The organism is Shewanella algae (assembly GCF_009183365.2).
Classification (GTDB): domain Bacteria; phylum Pseudomonadota; class Gammaproteobacteria; order Enterobacterales; family Shewanellaceae; genus Shewanella; species Shewanella algae.
The window spans coordinates 2,141,124-2,159,184 of record NZ_CP068230.1 but is presented as its reverse complement, the minus strand read 5'-3'; the positions used below and the strand labels follow the sequence as shown (position 1 = coordinate 2,159,184).

16 protein-coding genes are annotated in these 18,061 nt (G+C 53.8%); 9 read left to right on the top strand and 7 right to left on the bottom strand.

The window, feature by feature from the left end:
* Positions 1 to 21 precede the first annotated feature (21 nt).
* Together E1N14_RS09550 and E1N14_RS09545 are read right to left on the bottom strand one after the other, a co-directional pair.
* Positions 22 to 492, bottom strand: a complete 471-nt coding sequence (locus E1N14_RS09550; RefSeq protein ID WP_037436514.1) for a low molecular weight protein-tyrosine-phosphatase — start codon at positions 490 to 492, stop codon at positions 22 to 24.
* A gap of 55 nt (positions 493 to 547) precedes the next feature.
* Entirely contained in the window at positions 548 to 1,516 is a 969-nt protein-coding gene (locus E1N14_RS09545) for a DNA ligase (RefSeq protein ID WP_025009536.1), read from the bottom strand.
* 418 nt (positions 1,517 to 1,934) lie between these two features.
* Between E1N14_RS09545 and E1N14_RS09540 the strand changes: the two genes are divergently transcribed.
* Positions 1,935 to 2,306 carry a diacylglycerol kinase gene (locus E1N14_RS09540; protein WP_025009535.1) on the top strand — a complete coding sequence of 124 codons (372 nt, stop codon included), beginning with the start codon at positions 1,935 to 1,937 and terminating at the stop codon, positions 2,304 to 2,306.
* 97 nt (positions 2,307 to 2,403) lie between these two features.
* On the opposite strand, the gene hdfR is transcribed toward E1N14_RS09540, so the two are convergent.
* Complete coding sequence (gene hdfR / locus E1N14_RS09535) at positions 2,404 to 3,249, bottom strand: HTH-type transcriptional regulator HdfR (RefSeq protein WP_025009534.1); 846 nt, start codon at positions 3,247 to 3,249, stop codon at positions 2,404 to 2,406.
* 111 nt (positions 3,250 to 3,360) lie between these two features.
* On the opposite strand from hdfR, the gene E1N14_RS09530 reads away from it, so the two are divergent.
* The 4 genes from E1N14_RS09530 (at position 3,361) to E1N14_RS09515 (ending at position 7,079) form a co-directional block, all read left to right on the top strand.
* The gene (locus E1N14_RS09530) at positions 3,361 to 3,795 is read left to right on the top strand and encodes a MaoP family protein (RefSeq protein ID WP_025009533.1); all 435 of its coding nucleotides are present in this window, start codon (positions 3,361 to 3,363) and stop codon (positions 3,793 to 3,795) included.
* A 20-nt stretch (positions 3,796 to 3,815) separates the two neighbouring features.
* Positions 3,816 to 4,763, top strand: a complete 948-nt coding sequence (locus E1N14_RS09525; protein ID WP_025009532.1) for an ATP-grasp domain-containing protein — start codon at positions 3,816 to 3,818, stop codon at positions 4,761 to 4,763.
* A gap of 286 nt (positions 4,764 to 5,049) precedes the next feature.
* Positions 5,050 to 5,943, top strand: a complete 894-nt coding sequence (locus E1N14_RS09520) for a hypothetical protein (RefSeq protein WP_370628788.1) — start codon at positions 5,050 to 5,052, stop codon at positions 5,941 to 5,943.
* Positions 5,944 to 6,227: 284 nt separating this feature from the next.
* Positions 6,228 to 7,079, top strand: coding sequence for a class I SAM-dependent methyltransferase (locus E1N14_RS09515; protein ID WP_025009530.1), 852 nt, complete (start codon positions 6,228 to 6,230; stop codon positions 7,077 to 7,079).
* A gap of 88 nt (positions 7,080 to 7,167) precedes the next feature.
* Here the strand turns inward: E1N14_RS09515 and E1N14_RS09510 are convergent, their stop codons facing one another.
* Positions 7,168 to 8,757, bottom strand: a complete 1,590-nt coding sequence (locus tag E1N14_RS09510; RefSeq protein ID WP_062793671.1) for a M28 family metallopeptidase — start codon at positions 8,755 to 8,757, stop codon at positions 7,168 to 7,170.
* A gap of 162 nt (positions 8,758 to 8,919) precedes the next feature.
* Between E1N14_RS09510 and E1N14_RS09505 the strand changes: the two genes are divergently transcribed.
* Positions 8,920 to 9,945 (top strand): GGDEF domain-containing protein, encoded by a 1,026-nt coding sequence (locus tag E1N14_RS09505; protein ID WP_025009529.1) that lies wholly within the window; start codon positions 8,920 to 8,922, stop codon positions 9,943 to 9,945.
* On the opposite strand, the gene E1N14_RS09500 is transcribed toward E1N14_RS09505, so the two are convergent.
* From E1N14_RS09500 to pdsO, 3 genes are read right to left on the bottom strand one after another with little or no spacing between them, the layout of a single operon-like run.
* Positions 9,937 to 10,545 carry a class GN sortase gene (locus tag E1N14_RS09500; RefSeq protein WP_037436504.1) on the bottom strand — a complete coding sequence of 203 codons (609 nt, stop codon included), beginning with the start codon at positions 10,543 to 10,545 and terminating at the stop codon, positions 9,937 to 9,939. The genes E1N14_RS09505 and E1N14_RS09500 overlap by 9 nt on opposite strands.
* A 32-nt stretch (positions 10,546 to 10,577) precedes the next feature.
* Positions 10,578 to 12,890, bottom strand: coding sequence for a marine proteobacterial sortase target protein (locus E1N14_RS09495; RefSeq protein WP_062793670.1), 2,313 nt, complete (start codon positions 12,888 to 12,890; stop codon positions 10,578 to 10,580).
* A 14-nt stretch (positions 12,891 to 12,904) separates the two neighbouring features.
* On the bottom strand, positions 12,905 to 13,678 hold the full coding sequence (gene pdsO / locus E1N14_RS09490; RefSeq protein WP_306440234.1) for a sortase-associated OmpA-like protein PdsO: 774 nt from the start codon (positions 13,676 to 13,678) through the stop codon (positions 12,905 to 12,907).
* A gap of 218 nt (positions 13,679 to 13,896) precedes the next feature.
* Here pdsO and pdsR point away from each other — a divergent pair, with 218 nt between their 5' ends.
* From pdsR to E1N14_RS09475, 3 genes are all read left to right on the top strand, one after another.
* Positions 13,897 to 14,589: a proteobacterial dedicated sortase system response regulator gene (gene pdsR / locus E1N14_RS09485; protein WP_025009526.1), complete on the top strand. Its 693-nt coding sequence runs from the start codon at positions 13,897 to 13,899 to the stop codon at positions 14,587 to 14,589.
* Positions 14,586 to 16,757, top strand: a complete 2,172-nt coding sequence (pdsS, locus tag E1N14_RS09480) for a proteobacterial dedicated sortase system histidine kinase (RefSeq protein WP_025009525.1) — start codon at positions 14,586 to 14,588, stop codon at positions 16,755 to 16,757. Before pdsR ends, pdsS begins: the two co-directional genes overlap by 4 nt.
* 113 nt (positions 16,758 to 16,870) lie before the next feature.
* Positions 16,871 to 18,049 (top strand): cystathionine beta-lyase, encoded by a 1,179-nt coding sequence (locus E1N14_RS09475; RefSeq protein WP_062793669.1) that lies wholly within the window; start codon positions 16,871 to 16,873, stop codon positions 18,047 to 18,049.
* Positions 18,050 to 18,061: the final 12 nt, after the last annotated feature.

Sequence of the window (18,061 nt, the reverse complement as noted above, 5' to 3'; positions counted from 1 at the left end):
TTAAGTCCTTTGCAGAACCGCTCACCGCGCCGGCGGGATACTCCTGGGCCTGGCGGCCTGGATCCTGGCAAACAGCCCGGCAATACTCAACTCCAACAGATCCAAAACCTGTTCAAATCCGCTGTCGCCACCATAGTAAGGATCCGGGACTTCCCTGATGGGAGTATCGGCAAAGTCCAGCATCAAGGCCAGCTTGTGTTTGTAAATCTGGGGACAAGCCTCATGTAGGGCCTGAAGATTCTCACGATCGGCCGCCAGAATAAGATCGAAATGGGCAAAGTCCCGCGTACACACCTGCCTGGCTTTGATCCCTGAAAAGTCCAGCCCGCGCCGCTCACCTGCGGCGCGGGCGCGCCTGTCCGGTGACTCCCCAGCGTGATAGCCTATGGTACCGGCAGAATCCAACTCCAGTGTCAGTCCCATGGCCTGAGCCTTGGCCCGGGCCACAGCTTCAGCGCTTGGTGAGCGGCAGATATTGCCCATACAAACCATCAAGATACGGTTGATTTCGCCCTCGCTGACACTTGGTACGCTTTGAAATTCCACCTTAAGGTTCCTCATTGGCTGACTCGGCAGGATTGCGTTCCGCAGCCGGGTCGGCGGCAGAGACTTTTGCCTCAATAGCCTCTGCCGGGAAACTGAGTCGATAGTCGGATCTTACCCTAAGGAAGCGGGCAAACCTAGGCTTGCCGCCCGAGGTCAGCCCGGAGAAAGCAAAGGTCACCCAGGTTCCGGGAAGTGGCGGTGAAGCCCTCTCGGCATCGGTGAAACCTGTTCCCAGACGAAAGCTTACCCCAGCCTCGGTTTCCACCAGCAAGGCGCCCATCATGCCTTGATACTTGCCCTTTCCCGGAAGTATCGCCAGTACTCGCGCCTCGGCATCTTCCACAGGTTTGAGTTTTAACAAGGCATCACTGCGCCCCGCCAGATACATGGCATCGATGCGGTGCGCCATCAGGCCTTCGCCCCCTTTGGCCACCACCTGTTGTAACCACAGATGTAACTCTTGCGTGCTGTTGAGACGCCGCTGCTCGATGACATAGAGATAAGGGGTCAGTTGGTGATACTGCTTGAACGCCTGATAACGTTCGGCAAAAGCCATTTTCAGCCCGGGGGCATCGAACAGATAAAAACCCAGCTGGCGCCAGGAGTCTGCTTCGCCTAAACCTCTGGCCAGCAGCGATGCAGTATCAAAGCTGTGATAGCCGCCCCAAAGCTCTCCTTCGAGTGCCACGGCAGGAAAGTCCTTCACAAACCAAATTGGTGCAGGAATCACTCTGCCCGAGCGGCTCAGCAAACGCCTGCCGTCCCATCTGGCGCGAACACCATCGAGTTTTTCACTGACAAGAAAATCCTTGATTTCGGCCTTCTGTTGTTGCCAACGACCGGCCAGCTCCGGGGCCGGTAATTCTCGTTCGGCGGCCGGAAACGAGAGCAGAAAAGTTTGCAGCAGTAACAGCATGGCCGGAAAACGCTTAAGATATGCTGTTGTCGGTAAAGATTGCGGATATTGCATAAGCCCTCCCTGGCTATCGACCAATTGCCTGCTACATCCTATAGCAGAGACCAAAACTACAAAGATCAAAACTACAAAGAGTATAGAAAGTCGTGGCGGTTATGGTGACAACTAGTGTAACGATTATTGAAACGGTCCTCCCCCTTTGCCAAACCTTCCGCCTTGGCATAATAACGGCCAAACACCCGTGGTAGGTGCAGTAACTGTTATATCAGCGGCAAGATGAGCTGCTATAATGCCGCCGCACCTTGGAAACCTCAGCGCCACTGCACTAATAGTCAAATTAGTCACTAGTGACCAACGCGAGGTCAATAAAGGAAGCGACAAGTTGCAACCCCATTAGCCCAGGAACCTTTCACGGTTCAGCGGGTCTTTATACAGCAACCGGCCATAGCCACAGATCAAGAATTGAGAGAATATGAAACCCGCCAACAATCACGGACTGAAACGCATTTTCCGCGCCACCGGCTTTTCCATCAAGGGCTTATGCTCAGCCTGGAAACATGAAGCCGCCTTTCGCCAGGAAGCCGTACTGGCATTGTTAATGATCCCGCTGGCGTTATATCTGGATGTGGCCAAGACAGAAAAATTACTGCTGATAGCGACGGTATTTATCGTCATTATTACCGAGCTGTTGAATTCGGCCATTGAAGCGGTGGTCGACAGAGTGGGCGATGAAATTCACCCCTTGAGCGGCCAGGCCAAAGATATTGCCTCGGCGGCAGTCTTTATCAGCCTGTGTTTATGCGGCCTGACCTGGGCCGTGGTTATCTGGCCTTTGGTGTTCTAAAGCGCTTTGGTATGTTGAATGCACGCTTTGGTATTTTGAATGCTTCAGTAGTAAGGCAACCGGGCATCAAGGCAAAACGCTCAATGCCCGGCCAAATTTAGAACTGACTTCTGAGGTAGTTGACCGCTTGCAGTATCTGCTCCAATCGGTCGTTGCCCGGTAAGTAGGCTACGTAAACATTGCGCCTGAGCGGTGTCTTATCATCAATCACAAACAGCTCCCCTTTCGCCAGATAAGGTTCAATCATGTTTTGCGGCAAAAATGCACTGCCACCATTATTGAGCAGAAAGTCCAGCGCAATACGAGCCGAGCCGGTATGCAGCACAGGAATGGGTAACTCGGCATAGTCTCTGGCATGTTGGATATTGAATGCCGTGCCCCAATCGACCTTGATGTAATGCCTGTCCGTTAGTTCATCGACGGAGGAAGCCGCCTCTGTGCTCACCAGATGCAGCGACACCTCTCCTATCTGCAACAACTCAAACTCTTCCAGCTTAGGGGGGTCAAAAGCAATGGCCAGATCCAGCGTCCGGTCCATCAACTGTTTGGTCATGGCCGCCGGTGCCAGAATTTCGGTGCGCAGCGCCACTCCGGCAAGCCCCTGATGTAAACCTTGCATATATCCCTGCAGATAAGCGTCCCAGATATTGGGCGCCGCGCCGATAACCAATTGCACCGATTGGTGTTCACTCAGGGAGATATCCTGTTTGGCCCGCTCCCAGGCGGTCAGTACCGCTTCGGCATGCGCCAGCATCCGCACCCCGGCCGGGGTCGGTTGTATGTTGTTTCGCTGCCGTTCAAACAGCTCGACCCCGAGAATGCTCTCCAGCTGCTTAACCCTGAAAGATACGGCACTGCGGGTCAGATAGAGGTTTTCAGCGGCCTTCCCAAAATGGCGGGTATGGGAAACTTCCAGAAATGTCTTGAGTAAATCCGTGTCCATAAAAAATTCTTTATCGTCATAGACAAATTTTTTTGATTTATAAATCAATCATACTAGCCAATACTCTGCTTGCAAATCTCCTCAAGAACCATTTTTGTAAGGAATATCGCCATGTTGACCACGACTCCTTCACCATCGGCACTGCAGAGTGCATCTGTGCAACAAGCCGCCAATGAGAGTTTCGTCAGCGAACGCCGTTTCTATGACGACAAGAACTTCCCCAAGGGCTTTCGCCGCAGCGGGGATTTTACTTACAACGAAGCAGAATTACTCGAAAAACATGGCGTTGCCATGCAGGCTCTGGCGGAGGGACGCCAAGCCCCCCGGAATCCGGAGGAGAGTCATTTTGTTGAAGTTGTCCGCGGAAATTCCGCTCCCGGTAGCTTGTTGGAAAAGATCTGGGTAAAGTATGTCAAGTTGGCTTCTGGGAAGCCTTTCTACGCAGTAGTCGGCACCACTTTAGTGAAAAAGGCCGATGCTGAGTATATCGACGATATGATAGATGACGATGTTCAGGATGAGCCTGAACTTGAGGATGACCAATGAAAATTAGGGTTTGCGACTAAATGCGTGGTTGGATTTTATATAAAGAGACCGCGACTCAGCTAAAACCTGAATTGTATGAAATAAACCGATTGTTGGAGGCCGCCAAGGCCGACAATATCGAACTTGAGGTCTATGCTCCCGATGAGTTTGACCTCACAGTGACCCGAGAGGACAACAAGAGTATTTTACTGAACGGGCAACCAGTAGAGTTGCCCGATTTTATTATTCCCCGTATGGGCTCGGGTACCACCTATTTTGCCTTGGCGATTATCCGCCACCTGGAACGTCTTGGTGTTTATTGCCTCAACTCTTCCAAGGCGATAGAAACCGTTAAGGACAAGCTGTTTTCCCAGCAACTGTTGGCCGAAAAGAATCTGCCAACACCCAAGACCATGCTGGTGAAATTCCCGGTTGATGTTGACCTGGTTGAACGTCACTTGGGTTTCCCTGTGGTGATCAAGACACTCTCCGGCTCACAAGGCAGCGGCGTGTTTCTGTCACACAAGGCACGTGAGTTCGATGATCTGATGCAACTTATCGAGGCCACCAACAAGAATGCCAACATCATTCTGCAGGAGTTTATCTCCAACAGCCATGGCCGGGACTTGCGAGTCTTCACCATAGGTGGCCGGGTAGCAGGTTGCTACGAGAGACGCGGCCAAGAGGACAGTTTCAAAGCCAATGTCAGCGCCGGTGGCTCAGCCAGCCCCTTTGCGGTCACACCTGAAATAGAGTGGCTGGCAACCCAGACAGCCAACATACTGGATCTGGATGTTGCCGGGATAGATCTGCTGTTTGACAACGGTCACTACAAGATTTGCGAGGCCAACTCCTCGCCGGGCTTTGAAGGACTGGAGTCCTGTCTCCACCTGGATATAGCAGCACAAATACTGCACTTTATCCGCATCCGTTTGGGCATGTTCAACAAGGATTCCAAGAAAAGCGACAGCAGCGAGTCCGAGGCCTGATCCGAACACGAGCTTTAATATCAGACTGAAGCGCTCCTTTATGGGGCGCTTTTTTGTGGTAGATCATAAAAAACCACACATTTGTAAACATTCTATTCACAAAAACCATCATTCTGGTTTAGACTCTTTGCAGTCGCGCGGATTTTCAGCATTCGAAAATACAAGAAGTGTCATCCTACAAACTAGAGCTGGCAAGCACTCAAACCGCGCACGTGCCGATTTATCCCGGAAAAGGAATCTCTGAGAAGGCACTTGGATTATCTGAGTAACGAAAAGAGATTACCCATTGTTGACACCACACTCTATTAACAATTCAGGTTTGAGACTGTCGCTGACACTCGCCCTGCTCTGCTGCGCCACTACCCAAGCCCAAGCCGGCGAGTGGAGCTTGAATATTGGTGGTTTCTACTCTCAGTCCGACACCAATATGCAAGTTACCGATCCCTTGGTCGGCAACGATTTCGATCTGGATTTTGAGTCTGATCTGCAGTTGGCGGAAAACGAGTTTCTGCCTCTGTTTGAATTGGGATACCGTTTCAACGATAGACACCACATCTATTTTGACTGGAAACAACTACACCGCAGCGCTGAAACTCAAGCGGTCAGTCGACCATTTCAGGTCCAGATTGACGATACCGTCTATGATGTCAAGGCCGGTGGCCAGCTGGGCACCACGCTCAATATCGATATCGCCCGCATCGGCTATGGCTATGATCTGTTTCAAGGCAACGGCTATAACATAGGGGTCAGTGTAGGGCTGCATACCATGTTCATTGAAAGCAGCTTCGAAGGTTCAATCGGGGCCTGTGCCACCTCAGAGCTCAGCGGCAATATCTGCAGCGCCCAGCCCATTCCCAGACTGGTGGATGAAAGCGTTACCGCACCTTTGCCGAATATTGGCCTCTTTGGTGACTATGAGCTGGCACCCGGTTGGCAATTTAATTTGCATGCCCAATATTTTTCCGTGCGCCTTGATGATCTCAAGGGCTCACTGGTCGATATCAGAGCCGGCATGAAAACCACCCTGAGTGATCGTTGGGACATCACCTTGGCCTATAACTATTACAAAGTGGATGTGGATGTGCGTCAGAGCGCATCGGACGCCGCGGTAAAAGTGGCCGACTACAACCTCTACTATAGTTTTATCGGCCCTATGTTATCGATCAGCTACCGTTTCTGAACTTGTTCTCCGCTTGACGGTACAATCACGCTTTTTCCTGACGCTTTTTCCTGACGCTTTTTCCTGACGCTTTTTCCTGCCCCCTTTCCCTGACCATAGTCGCTTATTGGCAGCTCGAGTCAAAGCTGTCATCCACTATCTTTTGCCGACAATCACCAAGTATTCCAGTCCTCTCGCCTGCCAAGCCTCTCAAAAAGTGAGTTTGATAAAAATCCACTCTTGCTCACAGTTACGCATTTGATAATGGTTATCATTTAACAGAAGGGATGAGGGAGGAGGCAAAGATGAGTAACAAGCTGGCAGTCACAGGGCTAAATGATCCTATCGCCCAAACACTTTTTATCCCGCTCTATATGAAATCGTGCCAATCCAAACTGAAAGATGCCTTCTTCTCAGATCCTTGGGCCTGCGCGCTTATCGAACAATTTGATTATGACTTCTCAAGTTTTGACCAATCTGTATTGAGCTCAGTAGGGGTCGCCATCCGCGCGGGTTACTTTGACAGACTCACGGCGGATATTATCGCTACGGCACAGTCCTGTGTTGTAGTCAACCTCGGAGCCGGGCTCGATGCCCGCTTTCAGAGGGTTCAAATGCTGATGGGAAACACGATGGAAGACAAGGCCTCGTTTTACAACCTGGATCTGCCTGAAGTGATTGCCCTCAGAGAGCAGCTCCTTCCTGCGGACAGTTGTGAGACATGCATCAGTGCTTCTGTATTTGATAGCGATTGGATGGATGAACTCAATGCCCGTCATCAGGGCGCAACCTTTGTTTTTATTGCTGAAGGCCTGCTGATATACTTCGACAATTGTCAGGTACAACAGTTGCTTCAAGAACTGGCCAGCCGCTTTCCTGGTTGCCATATTCTATTCGACGGTATCAGTCGCTGGATGAGGGACAATTCAGATAACCACGACAGCGTAAAATATGCCGGTGCCGGTTTTAAGTTGGCGCTCGACTCGCCACGGGAGATTGAGCAATGGCATGGAAAGCTAAAGGTGATTTCAGTCGCGCATTACGCCGATTTCAAAGAGTGGAAACGAGTAGGTTTCTTCAATTATCTGCTGTCCAAATACATACCCAAATACTTCCACTCCAGCTTTCTGGTGCATGCCTGTGTCGAGCAGCCATGAAAAACAAAGGCTTTCCATTAATTACGCTTTCAAGTGACAAGAAGCATGGACAGGTGTAACCCTTTTTGAGTCACACCTGCCACCAAACTCAGCGCTGATCCTGAGCCCGGCGCTTCTTGAAGTCCGAATCTTCAAGCCATTGGGGCCAGTCATTGTTATTGGCCAACCGCGCCAGGATATCGCTTATCAAGGCCAAGTCCTGCTGAACCCCATCCAGACTCCAGCTTGGGTCATAATCATCGGCTGCCTTATGATATTTGTGGGCAATATAATCCGGGTCTGTATCCCCCAAACTCATAAACAGCAAGCCGGGTACCCCTTCCTTGGCCAGAGCGAAATGGTCCGAGCGGAACATCAAGCCATTTTGCGGTCGGGGATCGGCCTTGACGCTGCGTCCCTGCCCTTTGGCGGCATCATTCAAATACTGCTCCAGCTCTGACACACCCTCACCATAACGCAGGATGTAATCCACGCCTTTACCCATATTCATGCCGTCTATATTGAGAAATGCCACCAGCTGCTTGGTGGGAACCGGGGGATTTTCGGCAAAGTACTGGGCGCCAATGAGTCCGGTTTCCTCGGCAGTAAAGGCGCTGAACAGAATCGAGCGTTTCGGGGCATCAATGCCCTTTTGCTGTTTGAAGTGCTTTGCCAGTGCCAGAACACCGGCCACACCTGAGGCGTTATCCACAGCGCCGTTGAGCACCACTTCCTTGCCATCTTCAATGGTCTTTCCCAGGTGATCCCAGTGAGCGTGCATCACCAAGTATTCATTTTTGTGCTCGGTTCCAGGCAACAAGGCCGCCACATTGTGGGATTGCGCCAGTTCTATCTTGTTGTTCAAGGTCAGATTGGCCTTGAGTTTCAACGGCACCGCCTCGAAGCCTTTATTGACCGCCTGTTGCTTCAAGATATCAAAGTCCAGACCCGCCTGGCTGAACAGCTTCTTGGCGCTATCATGCTGGATCCACCCCATCACGCCAACCGATGATGCGTTGTTATCTTTATCCACCAGGGTGTACTTGGTATTGGTGTTGCTGTTACGCACCACCCCCCAACCGTAAGCGGCGGGCGCAGTTTCATGCACAATAAACACGGCTTCGGCGCCCTGACGGGCCGCTTCTTCATATTTATAGGTCCAGCGACCGTAATAGGTCATGGCATTGCCCTTGAATACCTGGGGATCCTGAGTGGCAAAGCCGGGATCATTGACCAGTACAATCAGGGTCTTACCACGAACATCCAGGCCTTCAAAGTCATTCCAGCCGTATTCCGGGGCATTGATACCGTAGCCGACAAATACCACCTCGCTGTCTTGCAGCTGCACCTTGGGCGTCACTCTTTGAGTGCGGGCGGTGAACTCCTCGCCATTGCTGAAACTCATTGAGCCCAGCTTTAACTGCATATTCTGATCTGCAGTGATCCTGGCCATGGGAACGGCTTGCAGATAACTGTTGCCAAACCCGGGCTCAAGCCCCATCTCCTTGAAGGCCTCGGTAAGGTAATCCAAGGTCAGCTGTTCACCGGCCGACAGAGGCGCACGGCCTCCAAACGCGTCACTGGCAAGGGTTTTCACATCCTGGCGATAGCTGGATTCATCCAGTTCAAAGGGGGCAGCCAACGCCAGAGCGGGCGTTAACAGTGTGGCCAACAGGCCACAGACAGAGGTAAATTTCACGACTTCATTCCTTGCTATTATCTATTTTGTTCAGCCATTGTAACAGCGGGGCAGCATTCGGCAATCGGCGCAACAAGGTGACATTCTGTGAGCCTTTGGATCCACAAGCGGCTTAATTTATGTCAAGCTGAATAGGTAATTGCATTGACAATGAGTTCCCCTATGACCATGACTCTGCTTCAACAAGCCGCCCAATACCTGAAAAAAGCCTTGCCGTTGATGTTAAAACATCAGATACCGACAACGCCGGTCAACTATGCGCTCTGGTATGCCTATGTCAGCGAGCGCAACCCGGTACTCAATGCCAGCCTGGATGAAGCCGTCAGCCAGTACAACACCTGTCCGCCCTCAACGGCGGAACTCCTCTACCGTCATCATCTGGCCCCGGAAGATGAACTGGATGTCAGAGATATGCGCCAGAGTATGGAGGCGATAGCGACCGAGCTGTCTCAGTCACTCAAGGATACCAGCTGCGATGCCGACAGTTTTCGCGCCAAAATCGAGCGTAACTTTGGCCGTATCAGCCGCTTGGATCAGGACGCCATGGATCTTGAGCAAGTGATGGGCATGGTCCGAGCCCTGGTGAAAGACTCGGATGATATTCGCAGTAGCACGGATTATTTGAGCTCGCAACTGAGCAAGGCCCAGCAGGAGATAGACAGTCTGCGGCTACAGCTGCAAAACACCGAAAAAGACATATTGTTTGATGCCCTCACCGGCTGCCTTAACCGCCGTGCCTTCGATGCCGACTTCGATAGCTTGTTGAGTCAGTCGCCGAAGGGCTGCTGCCTTATTCTGGTGGATGTGGATCACTTCAAGCGTTTCAACGATGAATATGGGCATCTTTTGGGGGACCAGGTGCTCAAGGCGGTGGCCAAGCGTCTGCAGGATAGTTGCCGTGACGGCACCAAGTTGTATCGTTTCGGTGGTGAAGAGTTCGCTATTCTGGTGCCGACCAGTCAGCTGAGAGTAGCCCGCCAACTGGCCGAAGCCATGAGACGGGCACTGGAGAAGGTTAGCGTCAGAGACAGGCGCAAGGGCCAGCTCATCAGCAATATCAGCGCCTCCTTCGGGGTTGCAGAATGGCAGCAACTGGATACCCGCCAATCCCTTACCGAACGCGCCGACACCTTGCTCTATGAAGCCAAGCGTTTGGGCCGCAATCGGGTGATGCCGATATCAGGCTGAAACCGCCAGCGTTTGCAAGGCTTCTGCCTGCACCACAAATCTAAGCTCGGCGCCGCCGCTCAGGCTGTCGAAGGGATAACAGGTGATCAGCGTCAATAGCCGCTCATCACTGCCCATCAACCAACGTGTCTCAGATTCATGCACGACTGCGGTAGCACGTATTCGATAAAAATGGATCTGGCCATCCATTCCCTGCAAGCGGATCTCCTGCCCCACCCTGGCCCCGGCCAGGATCGCGAAATGGGTATCCCTGTGACCGGCAATCACTGTATTGCCTGTCTCTCCGGCGCCGGCTCCCGAAAGCATCTGCGCCGGTCCAAAGGCCAGGTTACGGCCACTGGCCCCGGCCAGCACATAGAGTGGCTCATGCTTGCCTATCCACAATTTGGCCGTGGGGTGGGTATCGGCCCAGGACCAGGGTTTGTGTGCCTGGCCGTCAGTCAGACTCTTGGCCCAGGCCTTTTCAATCAAAAACTGGGCGAACATGGCTTTGGCTTGCATATATCCTCCTTTAAACAGCATGGCCGAACCTGCCACAACCAGAACAACTATCACTATTGAGCAGATATCGCTAAAACGCCCCCTATTGACCGAGGGCATAGCGCCTGCTGTCAGGGCCTGCTCAGCCTGGCTCATCGCCCAGCCCCCTCACAAGCACGGCGGCCAAAAGCCCTGGGGAAAGCCGCCAGCATCAACGCCGCCAGCAAACTTGCCAACCCCAGCAGCAACATCAGCCGGCTGTCGGTGGCGGTCTGCGGCAACTTACCCTGCCAGCCCTTGGGCGCATGACTGGCCACTAGCCCTTCCCGGGTCGCCGCGGCGTCCGGATTGACCGGGGTGACATCCACTGCCACCAGGCTGGTGTACGGACTGACCAAGTGGTACTTCAGCGACAGCGCTGTGACCTGGCGTTCAATGCGTTCACTGTTGGCAGCATCTTTGGCCAGCTCCAGCGCGGCTATCTGTTTTCTGGCCCAGATAAGATCCAGCCCTTTGGGATCAGCCTTGGCATTGAGCGCCAGCTCCTGCTGCCAGAATTGGCCATCGATAAGACCGGATACGATAACTGCCTTGTGGGCATTGCTACGCTGTTTGATGCTCACCAATACCGGCTCACCCTGATAGAGATCCGGAATTTGTGCCGGCCAGTAATCCGGCACTGTGCCGTCAGGGTAGCGCAGCGACACATCTGTGATCCTGGGAGCGGAGATTTTTTCCAGCAAGGCAACCACCTTTTGCTCCACCTCCTGCATCTTGCCAATATAGGTAAAGCTGCCACGCCCCAGCTCTGCGGCGCGCTGCATAAAGTGGGAGTTGGGGGCACTGCCTATGCCTACGGTAAACAGGCGGTTTTCGCCGAGCCTGTCTTTAATCAGTTCAAATAGCGCCTGTTCATTGCCTACGGCGCCATCCGTCATGAAAATCACTTGCCTGAGCGCCTTAATCTCACCTTGCGTGCCGACTTTATTTTGAGCGGCAAAATCATTGTTCAATGCCAACTCAAGCGCCTTGGCCATCTCGGTACCACCGTTGGCTTCCAGGGCACGAATAAACTGCTGTGCCCGACCTATATTGTGGGCCGTCGCCGGCAAAGAGTTGGCCGCCATGGTCTGCACTGCAGAATTGAATTCAACAACATTGAAACTGTCCTCCGATTTGAGACTGCTCAATGCATACAGCAATGCCTGTTTGGCCTGAACTATTGCATCTCCCCCCATGGAGCCCGAAGTATCTATCACCAGAATAAGCTCCCTGGGCAAGGGCTTGGCCACCTCTTTGCTCTGTGGAGGCATCAACATCAATAGACTGTATTCATCCCTGGCAGCTTGGCCTTCGGCCTGCGCTAAAGAAGGTGCTGGGGTATGGGTCTGGCCTTGCTGGCTGAACAGCGCCGCTGCGGGCTTGGCGCCCGTATCCGCTTGCCATTGCAACACAAAGTCGCTGTCGGCCTTGGTATTGTCTTGTTGCAGCTGCACCCGAATACGGCCATCACTCAGGGTTTGTTGAGAAATAGCATGATAAGGGGATTCCAGCGACAGCAAGGGAAAACCAGCATCCAGGATAATATCCAAACTGAGACGATTCTCCTGGCCACCGCTTTGCGCTTGGGTGCTTATAGGCTCAGAGCTTTCGCTATCAGCGCCGGTGAACATCTTTTCAAGGCCCGCGGCTTCAATCACAGGGCTCAACAACCGCGCCGCCTCTTCCACGCCCTTGAAGCTTTGCAGCATGCTTTGAGGCAGATAACGGGGCGTGTGGGTCATGGGAAAGCGCAGGCTGAACTGACCATCACGGTAATCCAATGCTTGCTGGTAGCTGAAGCTGACTTTAAGGGTTTCCCCCGGGGCCAAATTAGCCACCTGAGTGGTGAACAGGTTGGGCCGCTCCTGACTCAGTAAACTGGCGCGCTTGCCCTGAGCCTTGGCCTGCTCAAAAGTGCGCTTGGCCTCTTCCTTTGGTTGAATAACCCCCTCGATGATCCGCTCACCTATTCTCAGCTGCATGCTGTCCACCGCCGCCTCATTGGGCAGCGGGAACAGGTAACGGCCGTGGATCCACTCCTGGCTATCATTGGTGAATGACTGGGTGACGCTGACTCTGTTACTCCAGCCACTGATGCTCATGCTGACTTCGGTTGCCAGTGCCGGGGCCTGGGTGTCGCCGAAGGCGAGCACCCCGGCACCTGGCCACTGCGGGTTATCAATCAGTTGAAGGGTACCTTCCTGAGCCTGGGCACTTGCAGGCTCTTCGGTAAGTTGGGGGCCATTCTCGGCCCAGGCTTCAACCGAGCTCACCAGGTTAAACACCAGCAGTGCCAGCAGGGCAAAGCCTGAAAATTGCAGGGCGTTAACGGCCCTGCATAAATAAGTATCAGAATCGCTGTGACTGGCGGCGGGCATTCTCTGAAACTGCTCGTTTTCCTGCCGAGGAATATCCATATTCATTTTGTCGCTCCCTCTCAATTACTGCTTTGTTGATTGGCTGCCAGAGCAGCTCCCTGAGTCTGCAATTTCAGCGTGACCCGACGGTCAAAGAAGTCGCTCTCGCGGCTCTGTTTGGCACTGAGGGGTGAACTGGCGCCAAAAGCCTGGGTTTGCAAACGCTCTTCGGCAACGCCTTGGCTAACCAAATAACTTTTCACCGCCTCGACCCGCTGCTCGGACAGCGTCTGGTTGTAATCAGAATTACCGCGGCGATCGGCGTAACCGGTCAGATCCAACATCAGCTCAGGCGACAGGCTCATGGCATAGGCCAAATCGTCCAGCTGGCGGGCAAAGTGGGGTTCGATTTCGGCGGTGCCGGTACGAAACTGCACATTCATACCCACTATCAACTCTTCGAGCTGAGCAGCCCGGTCGCGGGAAAGCGCATTGAGGCGACTCTGGGCATCGGCGTATTGCAACGATAACTCCTTCAGCGCTCGCTGCTTCTCACTGAGACTCGCCAGTTGTTCGGTTTGCTCGGCCAGCTGTTGCTGCTGACTCTTGAGCTGCTCGTCATCGCCCACAGACTTACCCACTATGCCGCCGGTGAAGGCACCGATAACGGCCCCCACAGGCCCCCCAACCACGGCGCCCAGCAGTGCGCCTGTGCCAAAGCCAACCAACTCTTCGTTGTGGTCTCTCTCCTGAGTCGGTAAGTTTGGCTGGCTGTCGGCGTGCGCCAGAGAAGAAGTCAGCAACAGTGATGCCATGATCAGGGGGGCTATGGGGGTGGGGGTCTTTTTCATCATCTCGATTCCTTTTGTCTTGTAGAGCCTGCTGCCCAGTTGGCAGCGTTCCTCGTCGTTGAGATGATTAAACCCCATTGAAATGGCAAGTCTGGGGAGCAAAAATGGCACTTTGGCTATCAATTGTGGCAACAAAATGGCAATTGGAAGCTATCGCTTTTTTCACGGCTAAAATCCTGTATAGTCACGGCTATTCACGGCTCGGCAGGAACAAGAGGCAGATGAAACGCATTGCCATAGTGGAAGATGAAGCTGCAATAAGAGAAAACTACAAAGATGTGCTGCAATCACAGGGTTACTCTGTGCAGACTTACGCCAACCGCCCCGAGGCCATGCAGGCCTTCAACACCCGCTTACCGGATTTGGCCATTATTGACATAGGTCTGGAGCATGAAATCGATGGTGGCTTTACCTTGTGCCAGTCGCTGCGAGCGATGTCGGGCACCCTGCCGATTATTTTTCTCACCGCCAGAGACAGCGACTTCGATACGGTTTGTGGCCTGCGTCTGGGTGCCGATGACTACCTGAGCAAAGATGTCAGTTTTCCCCATTTACTGGCGCGGTTGGCGGCGCTGTTTCGCCGCTGCGAACTCGCCGGCAGCAGCGCTCCGGCCGATACCCTGATGGAGCGCGGCGCCCTCACCATAGATGCCAACCGAATTCAGGTATACTGGCAACAGCAGCCGATTGAATTGACAGTGACCGAATTCTGGATGGTGTACGCCCTGGCCAAACATCCCGGCCATGTGCGCAGCCGCACCGAATTGATGCAGGAAGCCAAGATTTATGTCGATGACAGCACCATTACCTCCCATGTAAAGCGGATCAGGCGCAAGTTTATCGCCGCCGATCCGGCCTTTGACTGTATAGATACCGTCTATGGCATGGGTTATCGCTGGGATCCCGAATCTTGAAGTTTCCCTCCTATCACCCGCCAATAGGCCTCAGAACCAAGACTCTGGTACTGTCGCTGTTTTTGCTGTGCCTGCCCTGGCTTGGCTATCAGTATGTGTGGGAGATGGAGAAATATCTGCGTCACGGCCAGGAGAAAACCCTGGAAGGAACCACTCAGGCCCTGGCTACGGCGCTACATGAAAGACCCAGGCTGTTCGACAGCCAGGCCAGTTTCCTCAATCAAGTAGAAAAGGGCCGCGATCTCTACGCCTATCCGCTCAACGGCCCCATTCAGCTGGATGGCCGCCTCAATGATTGGGAGGCCTACCGCCATCGCGCCATGACCTATGGCGAAGAGCATACCCTGATGCGCTTGAGTGACAGCCAGTCAACGCTGAGCTTTACCCATATGGTAGGTAAATATGGCGGCTACCTTTACGGCTTTTTCGAGGTAACGGATCCAAAGGTGATTTACCGCGGCCGCAACAGCCTGAGTGTGGATCGCAACGACTATCTGGCTATCGCCACCCTGGCCCCGGATGGCCGTTTTCGCCGCTACACCATAGCCAACAAGCACGATGGCTGGCTCAGCGCCTTCGAGTTGCCTGAAAATCCGGCGCTCAGCGCCCCGGTGACACCAGAGGTCCGCATTCAGGGCCAGTGGTTGAAAACCGATAAGGGTTACAATATTGAACTCAGAATGCCGCTGGAGATGGTGGGCAGTAAACTCAGTTTTGCCATTCATGATGTCAACGACAAAAAGAGCCGCAGGCTGGAAGCCATAGTTGGTACCTCGGCCACTGACCGCGCCGATAAGCTGGGGACGGTTCTGGTACCATCACCGGAAATTGAAAGTATTATCAAAGGTATGGGGCATAACAGCTCGCGGATATGGGTGGTGGATGTCCATGGCCGGGTGCTGGCCAAGTCGGGCGATATTCGCGCCGATTCCAGTGTCTGGACCCGCTCGGTCGAGGAGGAGCGGCAACCGGAAAGCTTCTTTGGCAAACTGGAACACGACTATCTACACCCCATCTACTACACAGTGCTGACCAAGCCGCCTATGGATTTTATCGACTCACTGCAGGACTCGACCGAACTCGGCGGTAGCCATATTCGCCGGGCGCTGAATGGCCAGATGGCCTCCACCTGGCGCCTGACACCGGATAACAAGGCGGTGGTGTTGGCGGCGGCCAGCCCCATCTGGATTGACGATAAGGTGATGGGCGCCGTGGTTGCCGAGGAAACCACCCATGGTATCCGTACCCTGCGTAACCGGGCACTGGAGAAGCTGTTCAATGTGATCCTGACCGTGATGGCCATGGGAACCCTGGCACTGTTTGTGTTTGCCTCCGGGATCTCCAGCCGCATTCGCAAACTCAGGGATCAGGCCGAGCGCGCCATCGACAGCCAGGGGCGGGTTCGCGACACCATTCCACCTTCAAAAGTGCGCGATGAAATTGGCGATCTGTCGCGCAGTTTTGCCAATATCGTCAACCGATTGGGGCAATATACCCACTATCTGGAAAACATGTCCTCGCGGCTATCCCACGAATTGAGAACCCCGGTGGCCGTGGTACGCAGCTCATTGGAGCACTTGAGTCTGCAGCAACTGGACAAGGACACGGCCAAGTACGTCGACCGCGCCCAGGAAGGGGTCAATCGCTTGTGGCTGATCCTCGCCAACATGAGCGAAGCCACCCGGCTCGAGGAGTCCCTGTCCCAGGCCGAGATAGATGAATTCCCACTGACCAAGGTTGTGGCAGGCTGCGTCGCCGGGTATCAGATGACTTACAAGGAACAAGGTTTCGTGCTGGTGTTGCCGGATGAACCTTTGACCATGCGTGGCGTGCCTGAATATGTCGCCCAGCTGATGGATAAGCTGGTCACCAACGCCATTGAGTTCAGCAAAGCCGATACCGATATCCGCATCAGCCTCAAGGTGCAGGGCAAACAGGCCCTGCTCAGGGTGGAAAACCAAGGGCCACTGTTGCCGGAAAACATGACCGAGCAGATCTTCGAGTCCATGGTCTCAGTGCGGCCACAAACGATGCAGTCCAAACCTCATCTGGGACTGGGACTTTATATCGCCAGGCTTATCACCGCCTTCCATGGCGGCCATATCAGTGCCAGCAACCTGAGCGACGGCTCAGGTGTCGAAATTCGGGTCAGCCTGCCGCTGCTTTAAGCCGCGGACAACTTGAACAAGTCTCAAGCCCGCCGCACTGGCAATGACAAGATTCAATGTTAATATGCCTCAAAGGGGCGCTCGCCCCGCAATCACAGACAAGAGTTGCATCCATGAAGAAAGCCACCAAGCTGGTCTCGCTCGGCCGGGACAAAAAGTGGAGCAAGGGAGTGATCAATCCTCCCGTGTTTCGAGCATCAACCGTCGTATTTGACAGCATGGAACAGATGCGCCACGCCACGGCCAATCGCGCCAAAGGGGAGATGTTCTATGGCCGCCGCGGCACCCCGACTCACTTTGCCTTTCAGGCGGCCATTGCCGAACTCGAAGGTGGTGTTGGCACTGCGCTCTACCCTTCAGGCTCTGCGGCCATCAGTGGCGCCCTGCTGTCTTTTCTGAAGGCCGGTGATCACTTGCTGATGGTAGACAGTGTCTACGAGCCCACCCGGGATCTGTGCGACAAGCTGCTCAAGGGGCTGGGGATTGAAACCAGTTACTATGATCCCTTGATTGGCACCGGTATCCGCGAGCTTATCCGCCCCAATACCAAAGTGCTGTTTCTGGAATCTCCCGGCTCCATCACCATGGAAGTCCAGGATGTGCCGACCCTATGCCGCATCGCGCATGAGCATCAATTGGTCACCATGCTGGACAACACCTGGGCCTCCCCCATCAATTGTCGCCCGTTTGAGATGGGCGTCGATATCTCGATTCAGGCCGCTACCAAGTACATAGTGGGTCACTCGGATGTGATGCTGGGTACGGCGACCGCCAATGAAGCACACTGGGATACCCTGAGGGAGAACAGCTATCTCATGGGCCAATGCACCTCTGCAGACGATATCTTTCTGGCGGCCAGGGGGCTGAGAACCCTGGGGGTGAGAATGGCGCAACATGAAAAAAATGCTCTCAAAGTGGCCAATTTCCTGGCGCAGCGCCCGGAAGTGGATCACCTGCGCCACCCGGCGTTTGCCAGTTGCCCGGGTCACGAGTTTTTCCAGCGTGACTTCAGCGCCGCCAACGGCTTGTTTTCCTTTGTGCTCACGGAGGGTAACCGCCAGGCGATGACCGCCTTCGTCGAAGGGATGGAGCACTTCAAGATGGGATTTTCATGGGGTGGCTTCGAGAGCCTTATTCTGGCGATATCCGGTATAGAGAAATTGCGCACGGCAACCCAGTGGGACAGCAGCAAGCCCCTGGTAAGACTGCATATAGGTTTGGAAGATCCGGACGATTTGATTGCCGACCTCGAGCGAGCCTTCGAGCGTTATCACGCCGCGATGCAGGCTTAATCAGCAAAAAGC

Excerpts from the sequence above, each read along its gene's own strand:
- E1N14_RS09550 (WP_037436514.1), bottom strand. The coding sequence starts at position 492 with ATGGTTTGTATGGGCAATATCTGCCGCTCACCAAGCGCTGAAGCTGTG.
- E1N14_RS09545 (WP_025009536.1), bottom strand. The coding sequence starts at position 1,516 with ATGCAATATCCGCAATCTTTACCGACAACAGCATATCTTAAGCGTTTT.
- E1N14_RS09540 (WP_025009535.1), top strand. The coding sequence starts at position 1,935 with ATGAAACCCGCCAACAATCACGGACTGAAACGCATTTTCCGCGCCACC.
- hdfR (WP_025009534.1), bottom strand. The coding sequence starts at position 3,249 with ATGGACACGGATTTACTCAAGACATTTCTGGAAGTTTCCCATACCCGC.
- E1N14_RS09530 (WP_025009533.1), top strand. The coding sequence starts at position 3,361 with ATGTTGACCACGACTCCTTCACCATCGGCACTGCAGAGTGCATCTGTG.
- E1N14_RS09525 (WP_025009532.1), top strand. The coding sequence starts at position 3,816 with ATGCGTGGTTGGATTTTATATAAAGAGACCGCGACTCAGCTAAAACCT.
- E1N14_RS09515 (WP_025009530.1), top strand. The coding sequence starts at position 6,228 with ATGAGTAACAAGCTGGCAGTCACAGGGCTAAATGATCCTATCGCCCAA.
- E1N14_RS09505 (WP_025009529.1), top strand. The coding sequence starts at position 8,920 with ATGACCATGACTCTGCTTCAACAAGCCGCCCAATACCTGAAAAAAGCC.
- E1N14_RS09500 (WP_037436504.1), bottom strand. The coding sequence starts at position 10,545 with ATGCCCTCGGTCAATAGGGGGCGTTTTAGCGATATCTGCTCAATAGTG.
- E1N14_RS09495 (WP_062793670.1), bottom strand. The coding sequence starts at position 12,890 with ATGAATATGGATATTCCTCGGCAGGAAAACGAGCAGTTTCAGAGAATG.
- pdsO (WP_306440234.1), bottom strand. The coding sequence starts at position 13,678 with ATGATGAAAAAGACCCCCACCCCCATAGCCCCCCTGATCATGGCATCA.
- pdsR (WP_025009526.1), top strand. The coding sequence starts at position 13,897 with ATGAAACGCATTGCCATAGTGGAAGATGAAGCTGCAATAAGAGAAAAC.
- E1N14_RS09475 (WP_062793669.1), top strand. The coding sequence starts at position 16,871 with ATGAAGAAAGCCACCAAGCTGGTCTCGCTCGGCCGGGACAAAAAGTGG.